Origin of the sequence: Methanobacterium paludis (assembly GCF_000214725.1) — an archaeon.
GTDB classification, from domain to species: Archaea; Methanobacteriota; Methanobacteria; order Methanobacteriales; family Methanobacteriaceae; genus Methanobacterium_C; species Methanobacterium_C paludis.
The window spans coordinates 2,441,914-2,465,969 of record NC_015574.1; the positions used below are offsets into that span (position 1 = coordinate 2,441,914).

At 36.5% G+C, this 24,056-nt stretch carries 20 protein-coding genes and 1 tRNA gene; 3 read left to right on the forward strand and 18 right to left on the reverse strand.

Annotated features, from left to right (window positions below):
* Nucleotides 1-150: 150 nt before the first annotated feature.
* From MSWAN_RS12380 to cobI, 3 genes are all read right to left on the reverse strand, one after another.
* Nucleotides 151-687: a hypothetical protein gene (locus MSWAN_RS12380; protein ID WP_161597496.1), complete on the reverse strand. Its 537-nt coding sequence runs from the start codon at nt 685-687 to the stop codon at nt 151-153.
* Nucleotides 688-752: 65 nt separating this feature from the next.
* A complete protein-coding gene (locus tag MSWAN_RS11690; protein ID WP_013826860.1) occupies nt 753-1,436 on the reverse strand; it encodes a hypothetical protein in 684 nt (227 codons plus the stop codon).
* A gap of 340 nt (nt 1,437-1,776) precedes the next feature.
* Nucleotides 1,777-2,475: a precorrin-2 C(20)-methyltransferase gene (cobI, locus tag MSWAN_RS11695; protein WP_013826861.1), complete on the reverse strand. Its 699-nt coding sequence runs from the start codon at nt 2,473-2,475 to the stop codon at nt 1,777-1,779.
* A gap of 273 nt (nt 2,476-2,748) precedes the next feature.
* On the opposite strand from cobI, the gene MSWAN_RS11700 reads away from it, so the two are divergent.
* Nucleotides 2,749-4,488: a helicase C-terminal domain-containing protein gene (locus MSWAN_RS11700; RefSeq protein ID WP_013826862.1), complete on the forward strand. Its 1,740-nt coding sequence runs from the start codon at nt 2,749-2,751 to the stop codon at nt 4,486-4,488.
* A 228-nt stretch (nt 4,489-4,716) separates the two neighbouring features.
* Here MSWAN_RS11700 and MSWAN_RS11705 read toward each other — a convergent pair whose 3' ends face one another.
* From MSWAN_RS11705 to MSWAN_RS11760, 12 genes are all read right to left on the reverse strand, one after another.
* Nucleotides 4,717-5,079 carry a rhodanese-like domain-containing protein gene (locus tag MSWAN_RS11705; protein WP_013826863.1) on the reverse strand — a complete coding sequence of 121 codons (363 nt, stop codon included), beginning with the start codon at nt 5,077-5,079 and terminating at the stop codon, nt 4,717-4,719.
* A 236-nt stretch (nt 5,080-5,315) separates the two neighbouring features.
* Nucleotides 5,316-6,029 carry a CDGSH iron-sulfur domain-containing protein gene (locus MSWAN_RS11710; protein ID WP_013826864.1) on the reverse strand — a complete coding sequence of 238 codons (714 nt, stop codon included), beginning with the start codon at nt 6,027-6,029 and terminating at the stop codon, nt 5,316-5,318.
* An 81-nt stretch (nt 6,030-6,110) separates the two neighbouring features.
* Nucleotides 6,111-6,902 (reverse strand): DODA-type extradiol aromatic ring-opening family dioxygenase, encoded by a 792-nt coding sequence (locus MSWAN_RS11715; RefSeq protein ID WP_013826865.1) that lies wholly within the window; start codon nt 6,900-6,902, stop codon nt 6,111-6,113.
* A 205-nt stretch (nt 6,903-7,107) separates the two neighbouring features.
* The gene (locus tag MSWAN_RS11720; protein WP_048188125.1) at nt 7,108-7,680 is read right to left on the reverse strand and encodes an FmdE family protein; all 573 of its coding nucleotides are present in this window, start codon (nt 7,678-7,680) and stop codon (nt 7,108-7,110) included.
* A 257-nt stretch (nt 7,681-7,937) separates the two neighbouring features.
* A complete protein-coding gene (locus tag MSWAN_RS11725) occupies nt 7,938-9,053 on the reverse strand; it encodes an ABC transporter substrate-binding protein (protein ID WP_013826867.1) in 1,116 nt (371 codons plus the stop codon).
* 301 nt (nt 9,054-9,354) lie between these two features.
* Entirely contained in the window at nt 9,355-9,654 is a 300-nt protein-coding gene (locus MSWAN_RS11730; protein ID WP_013826868.1) for a DUF2149 domain-containing protein, read from the reverse strand.
* Nucleotides 9,630-10,289: a MotA/TolQ/ExbB proton channel family protein gene (locus tag MSWAN_RS11735; RefSeq protein ID WP_013826869.1), complete on the reverse strand. Its 660-nt coding sequence runs from the start codon at nt 10,287-10,289 to the stop codon at nt 9,630-9,632. Before MSWAN_RS11735 ends, MSWAN_RS11730 begins: the two co-directional genes overlap by 25 nt.
* Before the next feature lie 66 nt (nt 10,290-10,355).
* Nucleotides 10,356-11,111: a DUF2162 family putative transporter gene (locus MSWAN_RS11740; protein ID WP_013826870.1), complete on the reverse strand. Its 756-nt coding sequence runs from the start codon at nt 11,109-11,111 to the stop codon at nt 10,356-10,358.
* A 378-nt stretch (nt 11,112-11,489) separates the two neighbouring features.
* Entirely contained in the window at nt 11,490-13,337 is a 1,848-nt protein-coding gene (locus MSWAN_RS11745) for a right-handed parallel beta-helix repeat-containing protein (protein ID WP_013826871.1), read from the reverse strand.
* A gap of 326 nt (nt 13,338-13,663) precedes the next feature.
* Complete coding sequence (locus MSWAN_RS12880; RefSeq protein WP_013826872.1) at nt 13,664-15,970, reverse strand: Ig-like domain-containing protein; 2,307 nt, start codon at nt 15,968-15,970, stop codon at nt 13,664-13,666.
* 245 nt (nt 15,971-16,215) lie between these two features.
* Nucleotides 16,216-18,858, reverse strand: a complete 2,643-nt coding sequence (locus MSWAN_RS12385) for an Ig-like domain-containing protein (protein WP_013826873.1) — start codon at nt 18,856-18,858, stop codon at nt 16,216-16,218.
* A gap of 320 nt (nt 18,859-19,178) precedes the next feature.
* A complete protein-coding gene (locus MSWAN_RS11760) occupies nt 19,179-20,123 on the reverse strand; it encodes a right-handed parallel beta-helix repeat-containing protein (RefSeq protein WP_013826874.1) in 945 nt (314 codons plus the stop codon).
* 774 nt (nt 20,124-20,897) lie between these two features.
* Between MSWAN_RS11760 and MSWAN_RS11765 the strand changes: the two genes are divergently transcribed.
* Nucleotides 20,898-21,545, forward strand: a complete 648-nt coding sequence (locus MSWAN_RS11765; protein ID WP_013826875.1) for a class I SAM-dependent methyltransferase — start codon at nt 20,898-20,900, stop codon at nt 21,543-21,545.
* Between the two features lie 306 nt (nt 21,546-21,851).
* Here the strand turns inward: MSWAN_RS11765 and MSWAN_RS11770 are convergent.
* The 3 genes from MSWAN_RS11770 to MSWAN_RS11775 form a co-directional block, all read right to left on the reverse strand.
* Nucleotides 21,852-21,927: transfer RNA gene (locus tag MSWAN_RS11770), tRNA-Arg, on the reverse strand.
* 104 nt (nt 21,928-22,031) lie between these two features.
* On the reverse strand, nt 22,032-22,172 hold the full coding sequence (locus tag MSWAN_RS12555; protein WP_227716966.1) for a TraR/DksA C4-type zinc finger protein: 141 nt from the start codon (nt 22,170-22,172) through the stop codon (nt 22,032-22,034).
* 81 nt (nt 22,173-22,253) lie between these two features.
* Nucleotides 22,254-23,000, reverse strand: coding sequence for a DUF4013 domain-containing protein (locus MSWAN_RS11775; RefSeq protein ID WP_013826876.1), 747 nt, complete (start codon nt 22,998-23,000; stop codon nt 22,254-22,256).
* A 173-nt stretch (nt 23,001-23,173) separates the two neighbouring features.
* Here MSWAN_RS11775 and hisF point away from each other — a divergent pair, with 173 nt between their 5' ends.
* Nucleotides 23,174-23,998 carry an imidazole glycerol phosphate synthase subunit HisF gene (gene hisF / locus MSWAN_RS11780; RefSeq protein ID WP_013826877.1) on the forward strand — a complete coding sequence of 275 codons (825 nt, stop codon included), beginning with the start codon at nt 23,174-23,176 and terminating at the stop codon, nt 23,996-23,998.
* Nucleotides 23,999-24,056 lie beyond the last annotated feature (58 nt).

Here is a 24,056-nt window from a genome sequence, read left to right on the forward strand (position 1 = left end):
TTAATTTTATTTGTTTAAAAGTTTCTTAAGCTTTTCCGAAAGTTCATAAGATGATCACAACACCAAACTCACAGATCCTCTAAAACTCGAACCAAAGGATCATCAAGCCGGTTAACCATTGTACCAGAACCACTGCACCAATCCCTCATTTCAACCACTTTTATCAAGACTTTTCATGTATTTCAATTCACCACCACTCTCACATATATCTGAGAAATCTTCTGGTTTTTCACCAAATTGAAGCTTATAATACCTTTTACAACTTTTACAAACCAAATAACCCGTTTTTTCATTTTTAGAAACTGATTCCTCCTGTTTTTTGCTTATAACTCGAGCATTGTTAAATAAAAATATTGACAAAAGTAGGAAAGTGAAAGCCTGAATCAAATAACCATTAAAATAAAGTATTATGGCTAAACTCATCATTATACCACTATAAAAAAGATACATAATCCTATGAACCAAAATAAAAGACAGAATCCCTGCGAAAGCAAGGAACAAACCACCTAAATAGACAGGATAATACCCATAAAAAACAATTAAAATACCTAAACCCATAAAAAGCAAACCCCAAACCCTCAACCATATATGCAGCAATGCATCAGAACTCAACCGCCTAGAAAACTTCTCAAAGAAAGAATACTTCTCGAAAAAAGAGTTATCTGCATGAAAATCCGCATCCCCCACACTCTCAGCTGCCTTATACGCGGTTACATCAGTTCTCATAAGCTTAAAATAAGTCTTATAAGCTTTTATAACATCATCAACAGAAACCTCACCTCTACCATCCGAAGCAGCAGCACAAAAACAAAGAAACTCAACAAAAAGTTGTTCTTCACCACCAAATAAAGTATAATTTTGAATAGTGTTCCTAAAACACTCAATGTATGATCTATTTTTTTAAAAATATTATGACTTTGTTTTTGCCATTGAACTTGTCTTAAGTTCTGAAAAAATTCAATTGTAGGTTCTGGTGTTTTTTTAACTTTATAAAAGTTATCTAAAAAGGTAATTACACATTCACCCAAACCACCATAATAAATGTTTCTCATATCCTTTATATCTAGACGCTCTTCTGTATTCACATAATAAAAATATTCAAAAAAACGGTAATTATCACAGAAAAGATTGAAAACTACTCCCTTAAAAGGTGGAAGTCTAATAAAAAAAGGATGAACAAGATTTTCATCTGCAAGTTTTATCAAAGGTGATCTGAAGAATTCTTCACGAACCACATTTGTTTCATAAATATCATTTTTTAACTTGTAAACTTCCATTAACCTTTCATAAATACCCAAATTCATTAAATTTTTAATTTCAAAGATAATTTCTTCAAGACCTGCAACGTTAGCATCATTTGCAAAACTTTCCAGCCGTATTATATTCCTCTCGACAATTTCTTGATCCCACTCAGCAAAAGTTTCGCGTATTCCCATATATTTACTTCCTTTCTTTCATTACTAAATCTATTATGCCTTTAATTGTTAAGATAGTTGCTGCAACAGCCAAAACAAGTCCAGCTGTTGTAGGACCAATGTAAATAGAAAGCATAGTAATTCCCACACCAATGATTCCCAAAAAATCAGGAGAACTAAGTGTTATAGTAATAGGATATTAATATAATATAATACTGAATATTAATATTATATATATAAAGTTTGTGGAAAAGGTATGAGCTAAAACCAAAAAGAAGAGTTTTACTAATTTAAATGCAAAACTCTTCAATAATATTTCAATACGATTTAAAAAAAAGATTAATTTATTCTTAAATATCTTTTATTCATCCTTAAATTTAACAATAGTCGTGGAAAGATATTTTTTATCCTTTGAAAATCCTTTAAATACCTTTTCATCCTTCATGCTGCAATTCTGCACCGATATTACGTCTTTATCCCTCTTATCATGAGCTACAATTTTCTCAAGCTCCTCAGAATGCCTTGAAGTCTTCATTATAACGAAGGTGTCCCCGTACTCCATGATCTTCTCCAGTCTCTCGTCCACCTTGGGCACTATCACGATTATCTCATCTTTCTCTGCAATTGGAATCCCTGCAGTTGCAGCACAGCCTGTAAATGATGTTACGCCAGGTATTATCTCCACATCAAAATCCATGGCAGTTATTCTCTTGCACACGTAGGAGAATGTGCTGTAAACCATTGGATCTCCAAGGGTTATAAATGCCAAGTTCTTTCCATCCTCGAGTTTCTGGGCCATGACCCCTGCCGCATCATCCCAGTAACCTTCAAGAGCATTTTTATCCTCAATCATAGGAAACAATGGTTCTAAAGTTTCATATTCATCATCCCTATCATCCAGAACAGGTTGTACGATTGAAAGTGCCAGACTCGGCTTTGAACTTGCAGATCTGGGTGCACATATCACCTCAACACTTTGAAGTGCCTTTACAGCTTTAACAGTTAAAAGTTCTGTGTTTCCAGGACCCACACCTATACCAATCAGTTTTCCTCTTTTCATCTTGAACACGCACTTGACTTACATATTTTTGATTTCAGTTGATTTTATTTGAGTGATTTTATTGATCTTTAAAAAAATTGGGAATCTATAATTTCATGTACTTAGATCAACTTTAGATAAATTTCTATCGAAAGATACTATCTATTGAAAGATACTAGTTTCTTTGTGATTCAGATTTATTTAAGTTTGGATTAAACTTTTTTAAAGGTTTCATTTTACCATCGATATTTCCAAAGGTTTCATTTTTATACCATCAAAAAAATATAATTCTTCATGGACAACGGCTTTTTCTGTAAACAATGCGGAATGGTAAAGGCAAGATGTGTTTGCCCCAAAGGAAACACTGAAACCACTAAAAAACCAGAGACTTCAAGAAACATGACCCCTGAAATTAAAAAGCTCTATCCTGATGTGGAAGATGAAATAATAGAGAATTTCCCGTTTTCTTCTCCTCGTAAAGGACAGTTCGAGATAATATCCAGGATCAACGATGCAATGGACGATGGTTACAAGTACATCATCCTCGAGGCAGGTACAGGTACAGGGAAATCTGCAATTGCAACAACACTTGCAAACATATACCAACCCGCTTACATCCTCACAATGACCAAACAGCTCCAATCCCAGTACTCCCAGGAGTTTGGATATCCCATGGTAAAGGGAAGGGCCAACTTCAACTGTAAGGATGCTGGACTTGAGGCCACTTGTGATATGGGAACCTGCCAAACAATACCGAGCTCCCAGAAATTCGTATGCGAATACGGGATAACGAAATCCCCATTTGATGATGGATCTTCAGCCTTCATGGACGCATACGGCTCCCCAATATATTTCAGATCAGGCGATGCCTGCAACTACTGGCGACAGAAGGCCAGAGCAGTTGAAAGTCCCATAACCCTGATGAACTACGACTACGCCCTCCTTGAGCTTGCCTACGTTAAACATTTCGGGAAAAGACAGCTCATGGTACTGGATGAGGCCCATAACATCGAAGACAAACTCATGCGCAGACTTGAAGTGAACATATTCAACAACAGCCTCCGAAAGGACATTAAAACAACCATACCAAGGAATATGATGGGATATGAAGATCCTAAAGAGTGGACACTGTTTATTCAGGCCATTTACCAGGATTACAAGGACCTGAACGTTAAAGAACTTCCAAAAAACAAGGCTGATAGGATAAACAGGACAAAATTAAGATTGAGCGAGCTTATGAGCAACCTGGAGGAACATCCAGACAACTGGGTGGTTGATACAACTCCAGGCGGTGCTTCTTTCAAACCCCTGAAAATCGATGTCTATGCACAGGAACGCTTATTCCAGTACGCGGATGTATGCCTATTTATGAGCGCAACCATACTCGACCACGAGCTCTTCTGCAGGTGGCTTGGAATTGACCCTGAAGAAGTTTACTACCTGCGCATAAACAGTTCCTTTCCAGCCTCTTCAAGGCCAGTCCACATTAAAAGTGTGGGACCCATGTCACAGCGTGCCATAAGGCGGACAGCTCCAAAAACAATCCCGATACTGGAAAAAATAATAGAACACCACAAGTATGAGAAAGGGCTTATACACACCCACAACTACAAGTGCCAGCAGTACATCATGAAACACATCAAAAATCCCCGACTTATGGACCATGACAGTAAAAACAGGGAGTACAAACTCCATGAATTCGAGAGGAGTAAAGAACCCAAAGTATTCGTGAGCCCATCCATGAGCGAAGGTGTGGACCTGCCCTACGAGAAGTGCCAGTTCCAGGTTATCTACAAGGTACCATTCCCATACCTTGGCGATAAACAGATAAACAAAAGAAAAGCCAAAGACCCGAAATGGTACGCCTACAAAACAGTTATGACGCTTTTACAGGCCTACGGTCGTGGAATGAGAGCTGAAGACGATTACTGTGAAACCTACGTTCTGGACGGGAACATAAAAATGCTCTTCCGAAACAGGCTCTACAAATCCCTTGTTCCAGAATTCTTCACCGAAGCCATTTCAAAGGATTGAAAAGTTTTTTGTAGGAGTTTGGGATTAAATTTTAAAATGTAAAACTTTTAAGATGTATAACAAAATTAGGATAAATAAGAAAATAAGAAAACTAGGATAGAAAATTTCTAAAAACTATTTTTTTCAAATTTTTCTTTCAATTCTTCCCTAAAATCCTTTTTTCAATTCTTAACTAGAGTATATTTCTCAGGTTATAGTTTCTTGGGTTATAAATTTCTAATTTATTCCTTATTCCTTGGCTACTGGAAGTTTGGTTATCTTCCACCCGGCAAAACCGCCAAGGATGTTGTAAACTTCCATGAACCCCATATCCATCATTATTTTAGAGGTTTTTGTACCCCTAACTCCAGATCCACAATAAATTATGTATTTTTTATCTTTATCCATTTCATCAAGCTGTTTTTTAAAGTCGTCTGCATAATAATCCAGGTTTTCTGCGCCCTCCACATGCCCCTTGGAAAATTCCTTGGGGGTTCTCAAATCAATTAGGATGAACTCATGATCGTTTGAAGAGTTTTCAATTAGTTTAATTGCATCTAAAGGAGTTATATTTATGATCAACTGATCTTCGGGGTTTACAGGTTCAGACATTTTAAAACCTCTTAGTTTTATAATTTTAAACTTATTGCCTTCATCAATATTTATATAATTGCATTCATCATTTCAGTAATATTTATGATGTACTTAATTATTTGTTAAAAAGTGTATTTTAATTATATATTTGTCTGTGTATTTTTTTCAATTAATTTTTGATGATCTATAAAATAAAGGGTAGAAATCCACATCACCATCTGCCCCTATTTAATGTGGGCTCATAAAATCGAAGCTTACTCCCACTTTGCCTTCCAATCCCTTTTCTCTTCAGGCGTCATCCAGTGGCGACCATCACAGAAGGGTTTGTTTTCAGACTTTCCACACTGACATAATGTGACCCTATTTCGGATTTCATAAAGGGTTCCATCTGCAGATTCTATTGGGATACCTCCCCTTACCCACATTGGACCTTCACAGTCTTTCACCGGGTCATGAACCATTGCAATGGACTGTTCAAATTCTGGCTCAAGTGGCTTGCCTGTTTTTTTGTCCCAGACAACCAACCTACCAGAGGGACAGTTTTTACCCTGTTGGATGGCAAGTTCCCTGGCTTCGGGATTTTCAGACTCGGCTATAAGCTTCCTTATTCCCCCTGCCCTCATGCAGAAACGTGAATGGTCGCAAAGTGACCATACGTCTGTTAAATTCAAATCAAAACCTTCTGTTTCCACAGCCTCCTCAAGGTACGATTTTCTGCTGGCTATTTCTGTACCATCAAAACCCACTTCTCCATGGGTTCCATCACAGAATGGTTTGTTTTTGGATTGACCACAGCGACAAAGGGTGTAAGTTTCACCACACGGTACTATCTCTTCAGAATGCCAGTTGTAAGAGTTTCCCTCTTCATCCGTTCCTATCACCATTTTCATAAGTGGCACAGCACCTGAAACAATGTAAGGGCCATTTTTAACTATTTTGATCCTTCCTTTTGCCTTCTCATCTGCCATTTATTGCATCTCCTCTTTTTACCAAGAACATGTTTAAACTATCTAATCCTTTTAATGCTACCTGAAATAATTTAAGATTTATTATTTTTTGTCTGAATTGAATTCATAGGCAGCCATTCCCAGGTCACCCCAGTACCAGCTATGATGAATGATCTTTCCCCTGGCACCAGATCCTGCAGCTCCCAACGCCACAAGTAAAGGCATGAAGTGGTCAGGATAAGGATGGGCACGTTGTGGGTAGGGAGCCAGCTGACTGTAGTTTTCAAGCTGTTCCACATCTCCCCGGGTTACAGCATCTGTGAGCCATTTGTCAAAATCCATGGCCCAATCGTCTGTTCTTGCACCAGGTCCCAGTGGGGCGTAGCCCAATGGATGTACTGCACCGCCGCTACCCAAGATCAAAACTCCCTCGTGATTCAGTTCTTCTATGGCCTTTCCCAACAGGTAATGCCTTTTAGGGTCCAAATGGCTCTGGATAGAAAGCTGAACCACAGGAACATCCGCCTTGGGATACATCAGACGTGTGGGCACCCATGCACCATGATCCAATCCCCGTTGGCCGTCTATATCGCAGCTGAAGCCTGCTTTATTTATAAGATCGGCTGTGCGTTCTGCAAGTTCAGGTTCTCCTTTGACAGGGTATTTTATGGTGTAAAGTTCCTCTGGAAATCCATAAAAATCATGGATCGTCTCTGGTTTCTCCACTGCCGTGACTTCCGGGTTTTTGGTGTTCCAATGGGCAGATATGCAGAGTACAGCACTGACTTCAGGGTACCGTGACCCTAAACCCTTCAAAAATTCCCGGGCAGGAATGTCTTCAATGCTCAGGGTGGGTGCTCCATGGGATACAAACAGAGTAGGTAAGGTTTTCATATTTTCCTCTTTTATAGGTTTTAATAATATGATTATCTATGAAGTTATTTAACTCTATTTAACAATTGTTATTAATTTTGGAGTTGGAGTAACTTAAATTTTGTGTAAACCCGGTTTAAACATTCTAAAATGAGTTAAATCCATGAAATATCAAAAATCATGAATAAAAGAGTGATTAAAAGATAATCACTGCTAATTTTCTAATTTATTCATCTAAAATCTTATAATAGGATCCACTAAAGCATGAGGTACAGTATGCACGTCCTCCTAGTAAATGATGTTTTCCATCCATTACCACTTCTCCACAATTGGCACAAGTAGCTATTTCAAGTGGTTTACCCGGTAAATCATTTTTATCAATTTTAACTGATACTTTTTGAATTTCAAACAGATCCTCTGCTGGGGTTTTGGCTATTCTTTCAATGAGCTCTTCTACTGTTTCATCTTCTTCCTCTTCCATATCTTTCTTATTGGCACCTAAGTCTATGACACGGATTGCTTCTCCAGTATCTATGTTAACAAAAGTAGCCGCGAATTTACCATAACCCATTGGTTTAAGTGATTTTTTACCCAGGGAAGTTCTGGTTACAGATAAAATTGCATCTGATATACATCGATCAATTTCAGTGAAGACTATTAATCTTTTATCTTTCTCTCCAGGCGTCATTCCCATAGTTTCCATACCATAAATAGCTAATTTTGTTCCCATAACAATTCCACCGCATATATCGCCATGAAACTCACCAGCTCTTTTTAATAATTCCATATAATCACTCATACTATCACCATTTTGCTTTTTTTAAATTAAATTTCAAATTAAACTATTTTCAATTATTCATCTTTACTGAGAATTATGCTCTTCAATATTTTCTTTACTATGAATAATATCTAGTTCAATATTTAATGAAGAATTATAGAATATAGACAGTAAAACACATTTACTGACCATTTTCTAGTATTTTCATCTGTTAATTTCTCTTTTATGACGTTACCCTATCCATTCCAGATCCTTCCAGATGTTTTGATTTCTTCCGGTCAACTTATATCAGTAGAATTTATTCCAGATGCTTCCAGGATCTTATTTACTTCATCATCCGTCAGTTTATAATGGTAAAAGTCTGAATAAAATTCTTCAACCTGACTGGTTAAGTTTAGATCCTGGAATTTGTCGGGATAAATTACTTTAGCCGTCCATGGAATTCCAATAATCATATTTGCCCCTGTTGGTCTGTCAAACCATTTGAATGGAGACTGTGGAGAGAGGTATACCCTTTTATTTTTAACAGCGGTTACTCCACTCCAGCTGGAGTTACCGTAGACCTCCGCGTAGAATGTTTCATCGGTGGTTATTATGACCTCGGGATCCCATTGAAGCACCTGTTCCATTGACACAGTACTGTGTCCTGCTCCTCCTTCTTCTTGAACGTCCGCCACATTTATTCCACCACAAAGACTAATTAACTGTCCATGCACAGAACCGGAAGGATCTGTTTGAAGTCCAGCAGTACCTTCAGCATAGTAAACAGTTACTTTTTCACTTTCAGGTATTGTTGATACAACATCGGTAACTTCCTTTTGAACTTTATCATTGAAAGCCGTCAATTTTTTAGCTGTATCTTCAGTCCCCAGTAACGTTCCAATAAATTCAATCGAAGGATCTAATGTGCTGATATTATTGGTATCAGCCACCCCAAGGTCAGGTATCGAACCAAATTGCTGCTGTCTTGCTTTAAGGGTGGCCACTGTTGCTAAATCTTCAGATGAAGAGTTAGATGGTGTATAACTATCCAATATCACATCTGGATTCATAGCTATGAACTGCTCATAATCACCAGTTTGTGATCCATACCAGCCCCCCACGGAGGATAGATTCTTATATTTATCTGGCATGTACTTCTGTTCTTCAGACGTTGTTACATAATTAAAAGCAAGCAGTTTGTCCGGGGCCAGCATGTACAACATAACTGTTATTGTTGGAGAAGTTGATAGTACGCTATTAACAGGTGAGGGAACACTTAAAGTTCGGTTAGCCATGTCCGTTATTGTTTTATTACCTCCAGGGAGGTATCCGGTTTCTGTTAAATAATGTCCCACACCTGAAGCTATAATTAAGGATATTGCTGCAATTAAAATCAAATGATTTTTATTCATTTCATCACTCTCATGAATTTATAATTATGATTTTTAATCATTTTTTTCACCGATTAAAATCCAGTCTGGTTTTCATAAGGATTTTCCAAGATTCCATCCATTATTATTAAAGTTTTTTTCTAAATGGTTTTTCATGACCTCTTCTTCTGGATTTAAACCATTCTTTGCTATCCCAACTTTGCTCTGTTATGCCCTGGATCTTTTAATTCTTTTTCCCAGTGATACTGCCCAGCTAGAGTATTCAGGGGATCATCAACAATAAAAGAATAATTATTTTTTATCATCATACCGCCTCAAGATGTTAACTAACCATAATAAGTTTGCCTGTTGTAGGGTCTTTGTAAACAGTTCCCATCTGCTGATAACCACTGTCAGACCCGGATTGATTCTCAGGGGTATCGTTAAGTGTTGAGCCTGTACTGACAGAAACTGTATTAGTAGGTGTGGATCCACTCTCCATTAAGGTAGGATTACCGTGTACAGCCATTATAGCAAATACTAAAAATCCTACTGCCAGTACCAACATACAATCTGTCATGTTAATTATTCCGGAGGTGGGGTCTTCACCGTCATCATCTAAAAATTTTCTTTTTTTTGGCATTTGTCTAAAACCTCCAATGTTGAATCAACTATTGATTCTAAAATGGATAGATCATCATTGTACCAGTTTTTCCTGTATCTTGATATAACAAATCCTATGGAACCCGCAGTCAATCCTGTTATTGTAGTATCAAATGCTACCAGCAATGCCTGTGCCAGAGTATTTATATCTCCAGCCCCTAACGCTGATAAACCTGGACCTAATGGAATTAATGTCCCCAAAAGCCCAATAGTTGGGGCTAATCTGACCAATATATCAGTTTTTTGAGTTATATTCGCAAATCGGAGTTCTTCTTCTTCAATTAATTTTGTGGCCAGTGCTCTTCTTGATTGCGGACCAATATCATGGTTAGAAATAATTTTTATGATAATTTTCTTATAATTATCCAGAAGTTCACTTTCAAGAACCTTTTCCTTCATTTCTTCAGGATTGGAAGATTTTGAAATAGCCCTTATCAAATTCTCAGTCTTATCCACATCAAATTTTATTCTTGAAAATTTTTCTGTTAAAAAACCTCCTAAACTCAAAACCGCATAGGTTATGAAGATGAGAACAGCTATTATAACGGGTATAAATAAACTCTGCGCGATTAGATATAGTAAACTGCTTAAAATTTCGCTTCCAAGAAATTGCATGAACAAACACCTGTAAAATATTTTCAAATTAAATTTTTTCAATTATTGTCGTTTAAATCCTGATCATCAAGTTTTTTTAGTTTTATTGGATTTTGATAGATGTATCCTTTTATGAATGTCCCCTAAGCTCGTGATGCCTTCCTCTTTTAGATAAACTCCTATTAAAAATACTCCCATACCTGCCATTGCCATGAAAATCAGCGATGATACTGATGAGTTTATAGATACTGAACTTGTTTGGACCGAGGCTAATTTTTTAATATTTGGGACAAATACTGCGCTTATTAAAAAACAAAATCCATTTAAAATCATGAAATTTCCAAGCAGAACTGGATATGGAGTTTCAGCGTTTCTTAAAATCTTAGAAAATAAATAAAAAAACATCACCATTAAAACCATAGTGATCGCCGTAACTGCACTGAACTCCCAGAAAGAAATTGTTATTTCCTTACTCAACAACACAGCAACAGATGCGAATCCCACAAAACAACATATCGATGAAGACATCATTGCCGCTGATGAAAAGGAATAGTACTCTTCTTTAGATTTTTTCCATTTATCAATGGTGTAAATTCCACTTAAAAGAATTACAGCACCTATAACTCCAAGTATTATGGAGATATAACTTCCAATAACCGTATAAAATACTGAATTAACTAAATTAGCAATTATGCTAAGTATCAATAGGATTAAGCCGCATGATAGTGAAATAGCCAGAGCTTTCTTTTTATGGAGCTCTGTGAGGCCCACTGCAAGACCAATATTAATACCAAACAGTAAAACCATGGATATAATTAAGCCTCCCCATACCAACTCTGCCATCTTTAACCTCTCACGTGATATTTTCTTTCTAAATTTGAAGATAATTTATTTTAATTTTTGAAATTTTGTTTAAGTAATTTCATGAACTTATTAAAGACCAATTAAACATAAATCGATAAGATTATATAAACATGTCGATGTGCTAAATTTAGATACTAAAAAGAACCATTATCTTGAAATAACAATTACATAGATGGAATTAAATAGTTCAATTCATCATTTATTTTTTAAAGGATTGAATTCAGTTAAAAAAAATAATAATTAAAAGAATGAAAGCTCCAGAATAGTAATTGATTCAATTATTAGAGTATTTTTAAAATAAAGGATTTAATCCAATTATAAAAGATAAATAACATTAAAAAAAGATAAAAAAATAGGTTAATTTCTCGATTTTTTGATCATGCACATCAAATCCTTCCTATAATAAGCCACTAACACCAGGACTATGAGTACGATAATTCCAATTATACCCCAAACATGCGAATTTTTCACTGCATTATCGATGAACAACTCCTGAGCAGTTTTAGACTTAGAATCTCCTTCACCATTGGATCCAGCCTGCCCAGCAGCAGCCGAAGCGGCCATAACTCCCGTAGTGGAAGATAAAGAACCAGATGTACCACTACTACTACCAGAACCAGAACCACTACCAGAACCAGGACCATTGCCTGTACTACCGGGACCAGAACTATCTGGAGGACTATCTCCAGAATTGGTATTGCCATTATCTGTATTACAGGAGTTGGTTTTTTGGCTATTCCAAGGTATAGAAACACTCACCCCATTTGCGGTAGCTGTTATCATACCCGTAAGACAGTCATCACTCACCGTAAAGGTAACTTGTCCATTCTGAGTCGTGCCAGTTTGTGAAGATCCACCTGCCGTAAGTGTTACCAAAGTAGGATACAAATCAGTTACCAATTTACCAGTAACACCATCTACAAACGACACAATATAAGTATTTGTCCCAATTCTCTCTAACTTCAGCTTTATGGACGCAGCATATTCAAGTGCAGGACAGAGTTTATCTGAATTTCCATACCAGTTTGAACCTATCTTAGGCGTAGTTGATGCATAACGTGCCCTCATCTCAAAATTTTCATTACCCCAAACAGCATTGTGTTCTATGACTTCAGTTACAGAACGGACACAGTAACCCGACCCAAAGGACATTCCATTCCCAGAATCTTCGCCTGATATTCTATTCTCGCTGCCGGTTACGAAATTCCCGCTGATATTCACGTGATTACCAGTATAGTAGTTAACCATGATCCCGTTATTATTTCCGTCTATGTAGTTACTCGTTACTGTGATACCATTTGCGGACCCACTGAGCAATATTCCTTCTCCATAGTTATCAACTATTGTGTTACTGTTTATGATAACATTTGATGCATCTACTACAGATACACCCTGGCTGTTATCAGTAATCTTGCTGTTGGTGATTTTAACACCGTCTGAGCTTTTTACATATACCCCGCCTTCATTAGAGGATAAGCCCGCAGTGCTGTTGTTTCCATTACCTTTTATGGTGGAGCTAGTTATTGTGGTGTTCTTGGAATTGTAGACATTAACTCCTCTTTTTGCGTTGTTTAAGATCTGATCCTGACTCAGGGTGGTGTTTACAGAATTCTCTACGTCAACACCGTCTTCTTTGTTATTTTTGATGGTACTTCCAGTGATCTTGGTATTGTTACTGTTGGAAACCGTGATTCCTGTGTTGGAGTCTATTATGTTGCTGTTTTTAATGACCGTATTAGAACTTTTATTGACCGTGACCGCTGATCCGTTGGTTGAACTTATCTGATCGTTGGAGAGCGTCGCACTACGGGTGTTGTTCAGAATTATTCCCGAACCTGCATTCGTAGTAATAGTAAATCCGCTTATCTGGGTTCCCGAAGCCTGGGACCCGTTAACCAAAAATACTGCAGAGCCAAATGAATTAGACCCAGATATCTTTGTTCCACTGGTTACTATGTTCAATTTCTTGTTAATAACCAACTGCAGATTTTCATAGACATTTCCAAGGAATTTTATAGTGTCTCCCGATGCAGCGTTATCCAATATCGACTGTATCTGTTCACTCAAAGACAACGTTCCATTACTGTAGTAAGAAGCGTTCTGCACATCCACCGTGGCAGCCGAAACAGGCTCAACAAAAGCAACATGTGCAAACATACACACAAACAACAAAGACAACACCATAAAACCATTTTTAGCATTCATTTTCTTAGTTCACCTCCTTCTCAATTGTTTTTCATTATGAATCTTAAAAAAATTAAAAAAATAAAAGATTCACATACATTAGGAATAACCGACTAGTCTATATAAACGTGTCGATTAAATAGGATTAATCAAACGTTATGGATTTCATTTTAAAAGTTATATTTATATTGTCAGTTTGATATGTGTATATGAACATATCAAGAGTATTCAAAAAATATTTTGCAAGATAATAGGATTAATAACTCCTTGAATAGCATTATTCTTAAAAATAAATTATTTAAAAGCGTTTTTATAACCTAAAAAAATAAAAAATGAGAAAAATATATCTATTTTTTAATTGTAAAACGGCTTACGTAACCTTTTAAGTTGTTACCAGCTAAATCAGTCACACAACCCGTATGCAACAACAACGTGTACTTAGTTCCTTTAACCAAAGCACTATCAGGTGTTATTGTTAACACATTACCACTGATTGATTTGGTGAAAGAAACTGCTTTTCCAGTACTATCTAACAACTCTATCCAGCCAGTTCCATTTTGTATTGCCTCACTGAAAGTGACCTTGACCACCTTATTAACTGCCACGTTCACAGCGTTGTTTGCAGGGTCAACAGTCTTAACAGTTGGTGCAGTGCTGTCAGTTGTGAAACGGCTTACATAACCTTTTAAGTTGTTACCAGCTAAATCAGTCACACAACCCGTATGCAACAACAACGTGTACTTAGTTCCTTTAACCAAAGCACTATCAGGTGTTATTGTTAACACATTACCACTTATCGATTTAGTGAAAGAAACAGCCTTTCCAGTACTATCTAACAACTCTATCCAGCCATTTTCATTCTGTACTGCCTCACTGAAAGTGACCTTGACCACCTTACTAACTACCACGTTCACAGCGTTGTTTGCAGGGTCAACAGTCTTAACAGTTGGTGCAGTTCCATCAACTGTGAAACTGTACACATAACCAACTAAACTGTTACCATACAAATCAGTGATACTGCCAGTATGCAAAAGCAACTTATATTTAGCCCCTTTAACCAAACTGGTAGGTTTAATTTTTAAAACACTACCATTAATTGATTTAGTGAAAGAAACAGCCTTACCAGTACTATCCAACAACTCTATCCAACCAGTTCCAAGTTCTATAGACTCACTGAAGTTAACAGTGATACTATCTTTTGGAGTATTATAACTCACACCAGTAACGACAGGTGCAGTGGAATCAATAGGATTAGGTTCAATTTGGCTATTCCAGAGTTTGGAAGCAGTTAATCCATTTGTAGTTACATTTAATTCATTTGTAAGAGATATGGGATTTGTTTGGATGGTAGCTACTCCATTTCGGGTCATAACAGTCTGTGAAAAGTTACCTGCTGTGAATGTTACTGGAATAGATGGTAAATCAGTTACCAATTCACCTGTAACGCCATCAACAAACTCTACAGTGTAACTGTTTGTCCCAGTTCGTTCTAATTTCATGTTTGTGGCAGTAGCATATTCTATGTCCGGACAGAGTACAGGAGAATTGCCGTACCAATTGGAACCTACTTTAGGTGAAGTTGATGCCTCACACGCCCTCATATCAAAATTTCCATTACCCCGAATAATATTGTGTTCTATGACTTCAGTTACAGAACGGACACAGTAACCTGGGCCAAAAGAAAGTCCATTTCCTGAATTTTCTTCAGATACCCTGCTTAAACTGCCAGTTATGTAATTTCCGTTGATAGTAACATTGTTACCAGTATAGTAGTTAACTTTGATCCCGTTGTTATTTCCTTTTATGTAGTTATTTGTTACTGTGATATTATTTGCAGATCCATTGAGTAGTATACCTTCTCCATAGTTATCAGTTACTGTATTGTTGTTTATATTAACGTTTGATGAATCTATTGAAGATATTCCTTGACTGTTATCAATAACCTGGTTATTGGTAATTTTAACATCATTTGAACTTTTTACATAGATTGCACCTTCATCCGATGATAGACCTGCAGTGCTGTTGTTACCGTTACCTCTGAAACTAGAACCGTTAATGGTATTATTATTGGAATTGTAAACTCTAACTCCTTGTTCTGTGTTATTTTCAATCTTGCTTCCAGTGATCTCAGTATTTTTACTGTTTGAAACATTAATTCCAGTGACAGAATCTGTTATGTTGCTGTTTTTAATGGTAGTATCAGTACTGTTATTTATTGTAACTGCGGATCCATTAATTGCACTTACCTGATCATTAAAAATGCTCACGTTGCTGGTGTTATTTACCAGAATTCCAGAAGCTGTAATATTAAAACCATTTATTTGAGTTCCAGAAGCCTGAGAACCATTAATTAAAAATACAACAGAGTCAGATCCAGATATTTCTGTCCCAATGCGGGTTATTATATCTAATTGTTTATTGATAGTTAGCTGTAAATCTTCATAGGACTGCCCTAGAAAGTTTATAGTATCCCCAGATACAGCAGCATCCAGTATTGCTTGAATCTGATCACTTAATGAAGATGTTCCACCACTATAATAAGAAGCATTCTGCACATTAATCACAGCAGCTGATGCTGGTGCCACAGAAGTAACAGGTATAGCTAAACCCATAAACAACAAAGATAACACTAATACCTCCTTTTTAAAATTCATCTTTAACCTCCTTCAATTGTTTTTCATTATGAATCCTAAAAAAATTAAAAAAATAAAAGATCCACATATATTATGAATAACCGATAGGACCATATAAACATGTCGATACCAATGGTATTCAAAAGATATTTTACAGTACAACAAATTTAATTCTTAAAAATAGCATTTTTCCCTATAAAACCTAAAAACTGTTTTCTTAATAACCTAAAAAAAATAAAATGGGGAAAATAATTTTGTTCTAGCTTTTAAACTGTGAAGCGACTCACGTAACCTTTTAGGTTGTTACCAGCTAAATCAGTCACACAACCTGTATGCAAGAGTAGCATGTACTTGGTTCCTTTAACCAAAGCACTGTCTGGTGTTATTGTTAACACGTTACCGCTGATTGATTTGGTGAATGAAACTGCTTTTCCAGTACTATCTACCAACTCTATACTACCATTTCCTGCTTTTACTGTTTCACTGAAAGTGACTTTAATTACCTTATCGATAGCCACATTCACAGCGTTGTTTGCGGGGTCAATAGTCTTAACGGTTGGTACTGTACTATCAACTGTGAAACGGCTCACGTAACCTTTTAAGTTGTTACCAGCTAAATCAGTCACACTACCTGTATGCAAGAGTAGCATGTACTTGGTTCCTTTAACCAAAGCATTATCAGGTGTTATTGTTAACACGTTACCGCTGATTGATTTGGTGAATGAAACTGCTTTTCCAGTGCTGTCTAACAGTTCTATACTGCCATTTCCGTTTTGTATTGCTTCGCTGAAGGTGACTTTGATCACTTTATTAGCTGCTACGTTCACAGCGTTGTTTGCAGGGTCAACAGTTTTAACGGTTGGTGCTGTGCTGTCAGTTGTGAAGCGACTCACATAACCTTTTAGATTGTTACCAGTCAAATCAGTCACACAACCCGTATGCAAGAGTAAAATGTACTTAGTACCTTTAACCAACGCGTTGGTAGGTGTTATTGATAACACGTTACCATTGATTGATTTAGTGAAAGAAACAGCCTTACCAGTACTATTCAACAACTCTATCCAACCAGTTCCATTCTGTATTGCCTCACTGAAAGTGACCTTAATCACTTTACTAACTGCTACGTTCACAGCGTTGTTTGCCGGGTCAACAATCTTAACGGTTGGTGCAGTTCCATCGACTGTGAAACTGTACACATAACCTGCCACATTGTTACCAGACAGATCAGTGATACTACCAGTATGCAAAAGCAACCTGTACTTAGCTCCATTAACCAAACCAACAGTAGGTTTAATTGTTAACACACTACCATTAATTGATTTAGTGAAAGAAACAGCCTTACCAGTACTATCCAACAACTCTATCCAACCAGTTCCAAGTTCTACAGGCTCACTGAAATTAACAGTGATACTCTTATTCGGAGTATTATAACCTATACCACTAACAGTCGGAGCAGTAATATCCTTAACCGTAACAGTCTTAGTTACAGTGTTGGTATCACCATAAGCTGTGGTTACAGTCAAACTAACCGTATAAGTACCATTTGCAGCATATGTATGCATTGGATTCTGCTCAGTACTTGTTGAACCATCACCAAAACTCCAACTCCAACTCGTAGGAATATTACTTGAACTATCATTAAACTGAACATTTAAATTAGAACCAGCCGTAGAAGTGAAATTACCAACCAAATCCTGAAACGCATACAAACCGCATCCATATCTACTAACATATAAAGTACCGTCAGGGCCAATTGTTGGACTACTTAATGAACCACTACCACTAGCAGTGTAAATCCATTTGGTGGTTAAATCTGGGTTGAGTGCGTACAAAATACCATTTGTTGTTCCAATGTAAATGGTCCCGTCTGAACCAATCACAGGTGTTGATACACTTGTTGCTTTTGTAAGGCTACAATTATATAGAATGCTTCCATCAGAAGAGTTTACCGCGTAAAAATTTACACCGGTTTTAAAGCATCCCACGTATATTGTTCCATTGGAACTGATTGCGATATTCCCATAACTTGATCCAATGGTAGTGTTCCATTTTACTGTTGCATGATCCCCATTATCAGTTATAGCATAGAGTATACCAGTACCGTATGTTGCAACATAAATTGTTCCATCTGAACCAATAACAGGAGTACTTTGGATTCCTCCTTTGCTGGAGCTTGTTCCGGTACTGTAGCTCCATTTTAAAGTTCCATCAGCTGTGTTTAGAGCATATAAAGCAACAGCACCATATGATCCAACATAGAGTGTTTTACCATCTGAAGAGATAGCACCATGACTAGTCAATGACTTTCCAGTAGAGTATACCCATTTTGCACCCACATCGTTAGGGTTAGTCTTGGTGTCAATCGCATACACATTACCTAAATTTGAGGTAAAGTAGATTATTCCATTGGAATCTAGTACAGGATCACCATAAGGAGCACCCACACTTCCGGTGTTGTATTTCCATTTTATTGTTCCGTTAGAGTAAACCGCGAACAATGTACCATCATCAAGTGCGTAGATGGTTCCATCACTACCAACAACCAGACCATTATTTGCAGTTCCTGTACCCAGATAGTCGCTCCATAAGAGTGTTCCATCTGATTTGAAAGCATACAGAGTAGAATCACTATGTCCCATAACGTATATGGTACCGTTTTTTGTGACAGTTACTTTTCCCACTGAGTATATGCTGCTGTTGGTCCATTTTGTGGTGTTTGTCTGTGGTCCAGTATAATTGGACTGACCTGTTGCATTTGTGGCAATGGCCGTGTTTACTGTTGTGTTTGTAGTGTTGGTTGCGTTTAAAGTTGAATTATTTCCAGTGCTGGCTGCACTAACACTTCCAACTGTTGAAACACCAATCACAGCAAAAACCACCAACAGAACTAACAAATTATTGTGTTTCATTTTTTTTAACCTCCCTTCTCAATTAATTATTTATAATTTTTTTATTATGAATCCATTATAGAATTAAAAAAATACTAAGATTCACACATAGTATGAATAATCGAATACATCATATAAACATATCGATCAAATAATATGAGTTAAATACCTTTAATCAAATTAAAACGAACATTTCTATCAATCTGATATGTGTATATGGACATGTCGAAACCATCCAAACTGCATATAATCAGTGCAAATAATAATTAAAGTATTAATACGTCTTAAAAACAGAATTTGATAACACGACTAAAAAAAATAAAAAAGGAAGTTGATTCCCATTATGTGTAAGGACTTCCATTTAAAGTGTTACCACTCCATTCTCCATAAAGTCCAGCGTCGTCGTGGAAAGTATCAGTTACGGGGTAACTGAAAGCGTTGTTTGTAACAGAAATTGCGATACTTGGGTCTACTGCAAAGTATGCATTTGTTAGTATACTGTACCCTGTGCTGTTTAACTGGCTTATGTTGTTATTATCTAAGTTAAGGTATAATACATCAGGACTTTCCATAGCTATGCCTGTTATGTTGTTGTTGGATATAGTTGCGCTTAATTGACCGTTGGTTGCGGCATTTTTTCCAGTTATGGTCATTCCATATGGAGAGTTAGTTATATTGTTACCTGAAACAGTTCCTTTGAAGTTTCCACCCAAGAATATACCATATTGAAGGCTGTCTACGACGTTGTTTGTGATAGTTGATGGAATAAATGAGTCCATGTCGATGGTAGTAGCGTGGTTTACGAGTGAGATACCGTCACGGGCATCGTTCATGTTGGTTATTTTGTTGTTGTTGATTGTGAGGTTTGCGTACAGCATGTAAATGTTGATTCCATCGTCACCGTTTGTTATGTTATTGTTTTCAATGTCACAGCTGTAGACGTTGGATCCAGTTATACCGTCTGCAGATGGGTTGTTAATATTGATATTGAAACCGTTTATGCTGACTCCAGTTGTACTTGAAAGTTTCAGAATTGAAACTCCATCACCAACAAGAGTAGCTCCGTTACCTACCAAAGCCAAAGCCTTATTAATTGTCAGGTTAATACCATTATAAGTTCCTGATGCGAAATTAATGGTATCTCCTGCATTAGCACCAGTAATTGCAGTTTGGATTTGAGCATTGGTCATGCTTGAATCCACATTGACAGTAGCTGCAGATACTGGTCCGACAGCAACGACTAAGGCCAGTAAAAACATTAACACACTCAATTTGTTTTTTTGCATTTAATTCCTCCGTTCTATATTTTCTATAATTACATCCATTCCATCAATTGATTCAATTCAACGAAATGCAAGTAACTACAATTCAATGTGGAATAACATTACTATATAAAACTTTGCGGAATTTCATAAGAATTCGTGTGATATAAGAAAATAAAAAATTAAGTCCCAAACATTTTAATTTTCCACAATAATACTACAATATACGTTTAAACACATTAATATCAAAAAATATCCTTAACATTAAAATTTAAAAACTTTTTTAACGATTGAATACTAATTAAATGACAGAAATTTAAAAGTAACAATTATAATGATAGTATTATTGTCATTAAATTTATTATTTTTATAAACTAAAATAATAAAATATCAAAACGTATATTAATCCATATCGATATACCTGTGTGTACTCTAGATGTTAGCCCAGACCATGAGTTATATTAAATTCTATGGATTTAATATGAAAAATTTAAAATTTATACCAACAATATCTATTCAGCAGACGATATAGATTTAAAACCTTTCAAATTCCATAATAATTGATTTATGATGTTTATTATTAAGGATATGAATCTCTTCGATATAATAAAAGATGTATATCATGAACAAAACTAAAACTGAGATTTTAACCTTGTAAATAGAAAATTACTTGGATAAATGACTTTTTTATATCAAAAAAAATGAACGAATTCAAAACCAACGTCCAGCAGTCACTAAATCGAAATGTATATATACACATATCGGATATCATATTTTAAAACGAAAGGAGTATAGAAAATGTCAAACAATACAGGATTACTTCCATTTAATGGCCACCGTATTCAGGGAAGGTCAAGCGAATCTTTTATAGATGCCCACGATGTAATTTCCAGATTAAATCTCAAAGGAAATGAAGTATTCATGGATGCAGGTTGTGGTGATGGCCATGCAGCCATGATAGCGTACGATATGCTGGATGATGAAGCAACAATATACGCTTTAGATATCTACGAACCATCCATCCAAGATATAAAAGAAGATCTGAAAGAAAAAGGGATAACTAACGTAATTCCCCTTCAATCAGATATAACGGAACATATTGCCCTTGAGGATGATACGGTGGATATGTGTCTCATGATCAACCTTTTCCACGGATTTGTAGCCAATGATAAATGCAAGGAGAACGTTACAGATACCAGTAGTAAGGTTGATGAAGCCATTACCGAACTTAAAAGGATAATAAAACCAGGTGGAAAGATAGCGATTATGGACTTTAAGAAAATGAAAGCCAGACATGGTCCCCCATTTGAAGCTAGAAGCAGTCCAAAAGAAATAGAAGAGATGTTTGTTAAAAACGGTTTAAAGATGGTTCAACTGGACAATGAAGTAGGAGAAGACCTTGAACAGGGATGTAAATCCCATTATCTTGTAGTATTTGAAAAATAAAATTAAAAAACTGAAATTCAAGAAAAAATTAAAAGTATATAAAAAGAGCATCTTCCTTAGGAAGTGTTTTTTTAATTTTAATTAAAAGATGGAATACGCCATCTTAAGGAAGATAATTCGTTCTAAAATTTTCTATTTTTTATAATAAAATTAATTAGTATTTGTTTCTATTTTAGATACAGGTTAGAACTCTAAGATCATATGAGATGGTTTTAAAGCAAGAGATCTACGATCGTAACACAAAGTTAAAACTTGTAAATTTTCATGAATAAAACTGGCTTAAAAGAGTATTTAAACAAAAATTAGCGGACCTGGGGGGATTTGAACCCCCGACCTTGGGATCCGAAGTCCCACGTCATGTTCCTGGCTAGACTACAGGCCCCAAAATTAATCTGATGTAGAATAAATTTAGATATTCATTTCATATAAATTTAGTTACTCATAAAGTTTTGGGATAAAAAAAAGGAGAAGTTTGGGGTTGATTTTTTAGTTTCTGGAGTACTCATGGAAACATGGTATGCAAACCATCTTCCCATTTTCCACACGGGCCCTGTGCTCTGCAACCATCTCCCCACATTTGGAACAGCGTACTGATTTGAAGATTCTGGCTTCCTCTGGAAATTCCATTTCCACACGTTCTACCTTGAAGAGATCCTCTGCACTTATTCACTGATTTAAAAAAAAGATGAAATATTATTTTCGTGTTCATTAAACGGTTTCAAAGTCCTGATTTTCTCCTATTTCATGATTATCATCAGCTTCAGTATCAGTATTTGTGCTAAAGTATCCATTTAGATACATAAGTCCCGTAAATCTGCTCCGAGCTATATTTCTATAGACAGTGAACAAAAGATACAAAATTCCCCCTACAACAAGGCCGGCCAGCCCAAAAATTCGCCCCCATAAACTTACATTAAAAAAAAGGCCTAAAATACCTAGAATTATGAAGAAGACAAAGACGTATGCAAAGTATGTTAACCATCCTATTCCTTTAATAAATTTGAATATGGTACTAAATTCAAATGCAGCGCCAAAACGTTCATTATGTGCCATATTGCCCAGAGCCATTATGTAAACCAAATTAAACAGTAAGCTTATTATTAAACCTATCAGTAACAAAAATAGATACAAAACGATTTGAGAGTTTCCAGATCGTACCGAAAGGATCATGCCCACCAGACTCACAATTAAAATTACGGTGGGGACAATAAGGTAAATTATGTTAGCTCCAATATATTTTAAACCATCTACAAACATTTTATCCCAATCATTAAAGGCAGGAAGTTCATCATAACCACGAATAGTGTGTTCCACTATTCTCAAAAGGTATCCTAAAGCAAAAAATGCAGGAATAATTAAAAAACTTCCTAATAACAGTGCTAAAAGCCCTAAAAATCTCCCATTATTTGAAAAAGGGTACTTCAATGAATCTGATACTGTCCCATCGATCCTCATTTTAAACCTCCACAATTTTATTATGAGGATATGGTTTGTAAAGTTATAATTATTACTATTTGTATTAGAATGAATGGGATAATTATTAAGGGGATTGGAGAGAATTTAATATATCAAAATTAACTAAATAACAAAGATTATAACTAACACCTCATTTAATTCAGGAGATTAAAATGCTTGCCAAACGAATCATACCATGTTTAGACTGCGACCTCCAGGTACCTCACGGCCGTGTGGTCAAAGGAGTGGAATTTAAACAGATAAGATATGCAGGGGAACCTGTGGAACTTGCAACCCGCTACTACGAGGATGGAGCCGATGAGATAGTATTCCTGGACATAACAGCATCACACGAACGCAGGGAAACTATGGCAGATGTTATAAAGGCAACCACAGAGAACGTGTTCGTGCCCATATGCGTTGGAGGGGGCATCCGCAAGCCAGAAGACTACGTGAACATGCTCCGCGCAGGTGCAGACAAATGCTCAACCAACACGGCAGCCATACACAACCCGGACCTCATAAACCAGGCTTCAAAAGTTGTGGGCAGTCAGGCCTGTGTAATAGGGATAGATGCCAAACGCCGCTACGTTGAAGATCCAAAGGAAAATGAAGACAAGATCATAATTGAGACAAAGGAAGGCTACTGCTGGTTTGACTGCAGTATCTACGGTGGCAGAGAATTTACAGGCATAGATGCAATAGCATGGGCCATGGAATGCCAGGAAAGGGGAGCAGGGGAGATACTCCTGACCAGTATGGACAGGGACGGGACCAAGGACGGTTATGATCTGGATTTAACACGAACAATGAGCGAAAACCTAGATATACCCGTGATTGCATCCGGTGGTGTAGGTAATCCAGAACATATCTATGAAGCATTCATCAAAGGCAAAGCAGATGCCGCACTTGCTGCAAGTATCTTCCACTTCAACGAGTATCCTGTGTATGTGGTGAAGGAGTACTTGAAGGAGAAGGGTGTTGAGGTTCGATTATAATTCATGTTTTAAATTAGTGGATCTATTCAACATTACAATAATTATTTAGGACTTTTTA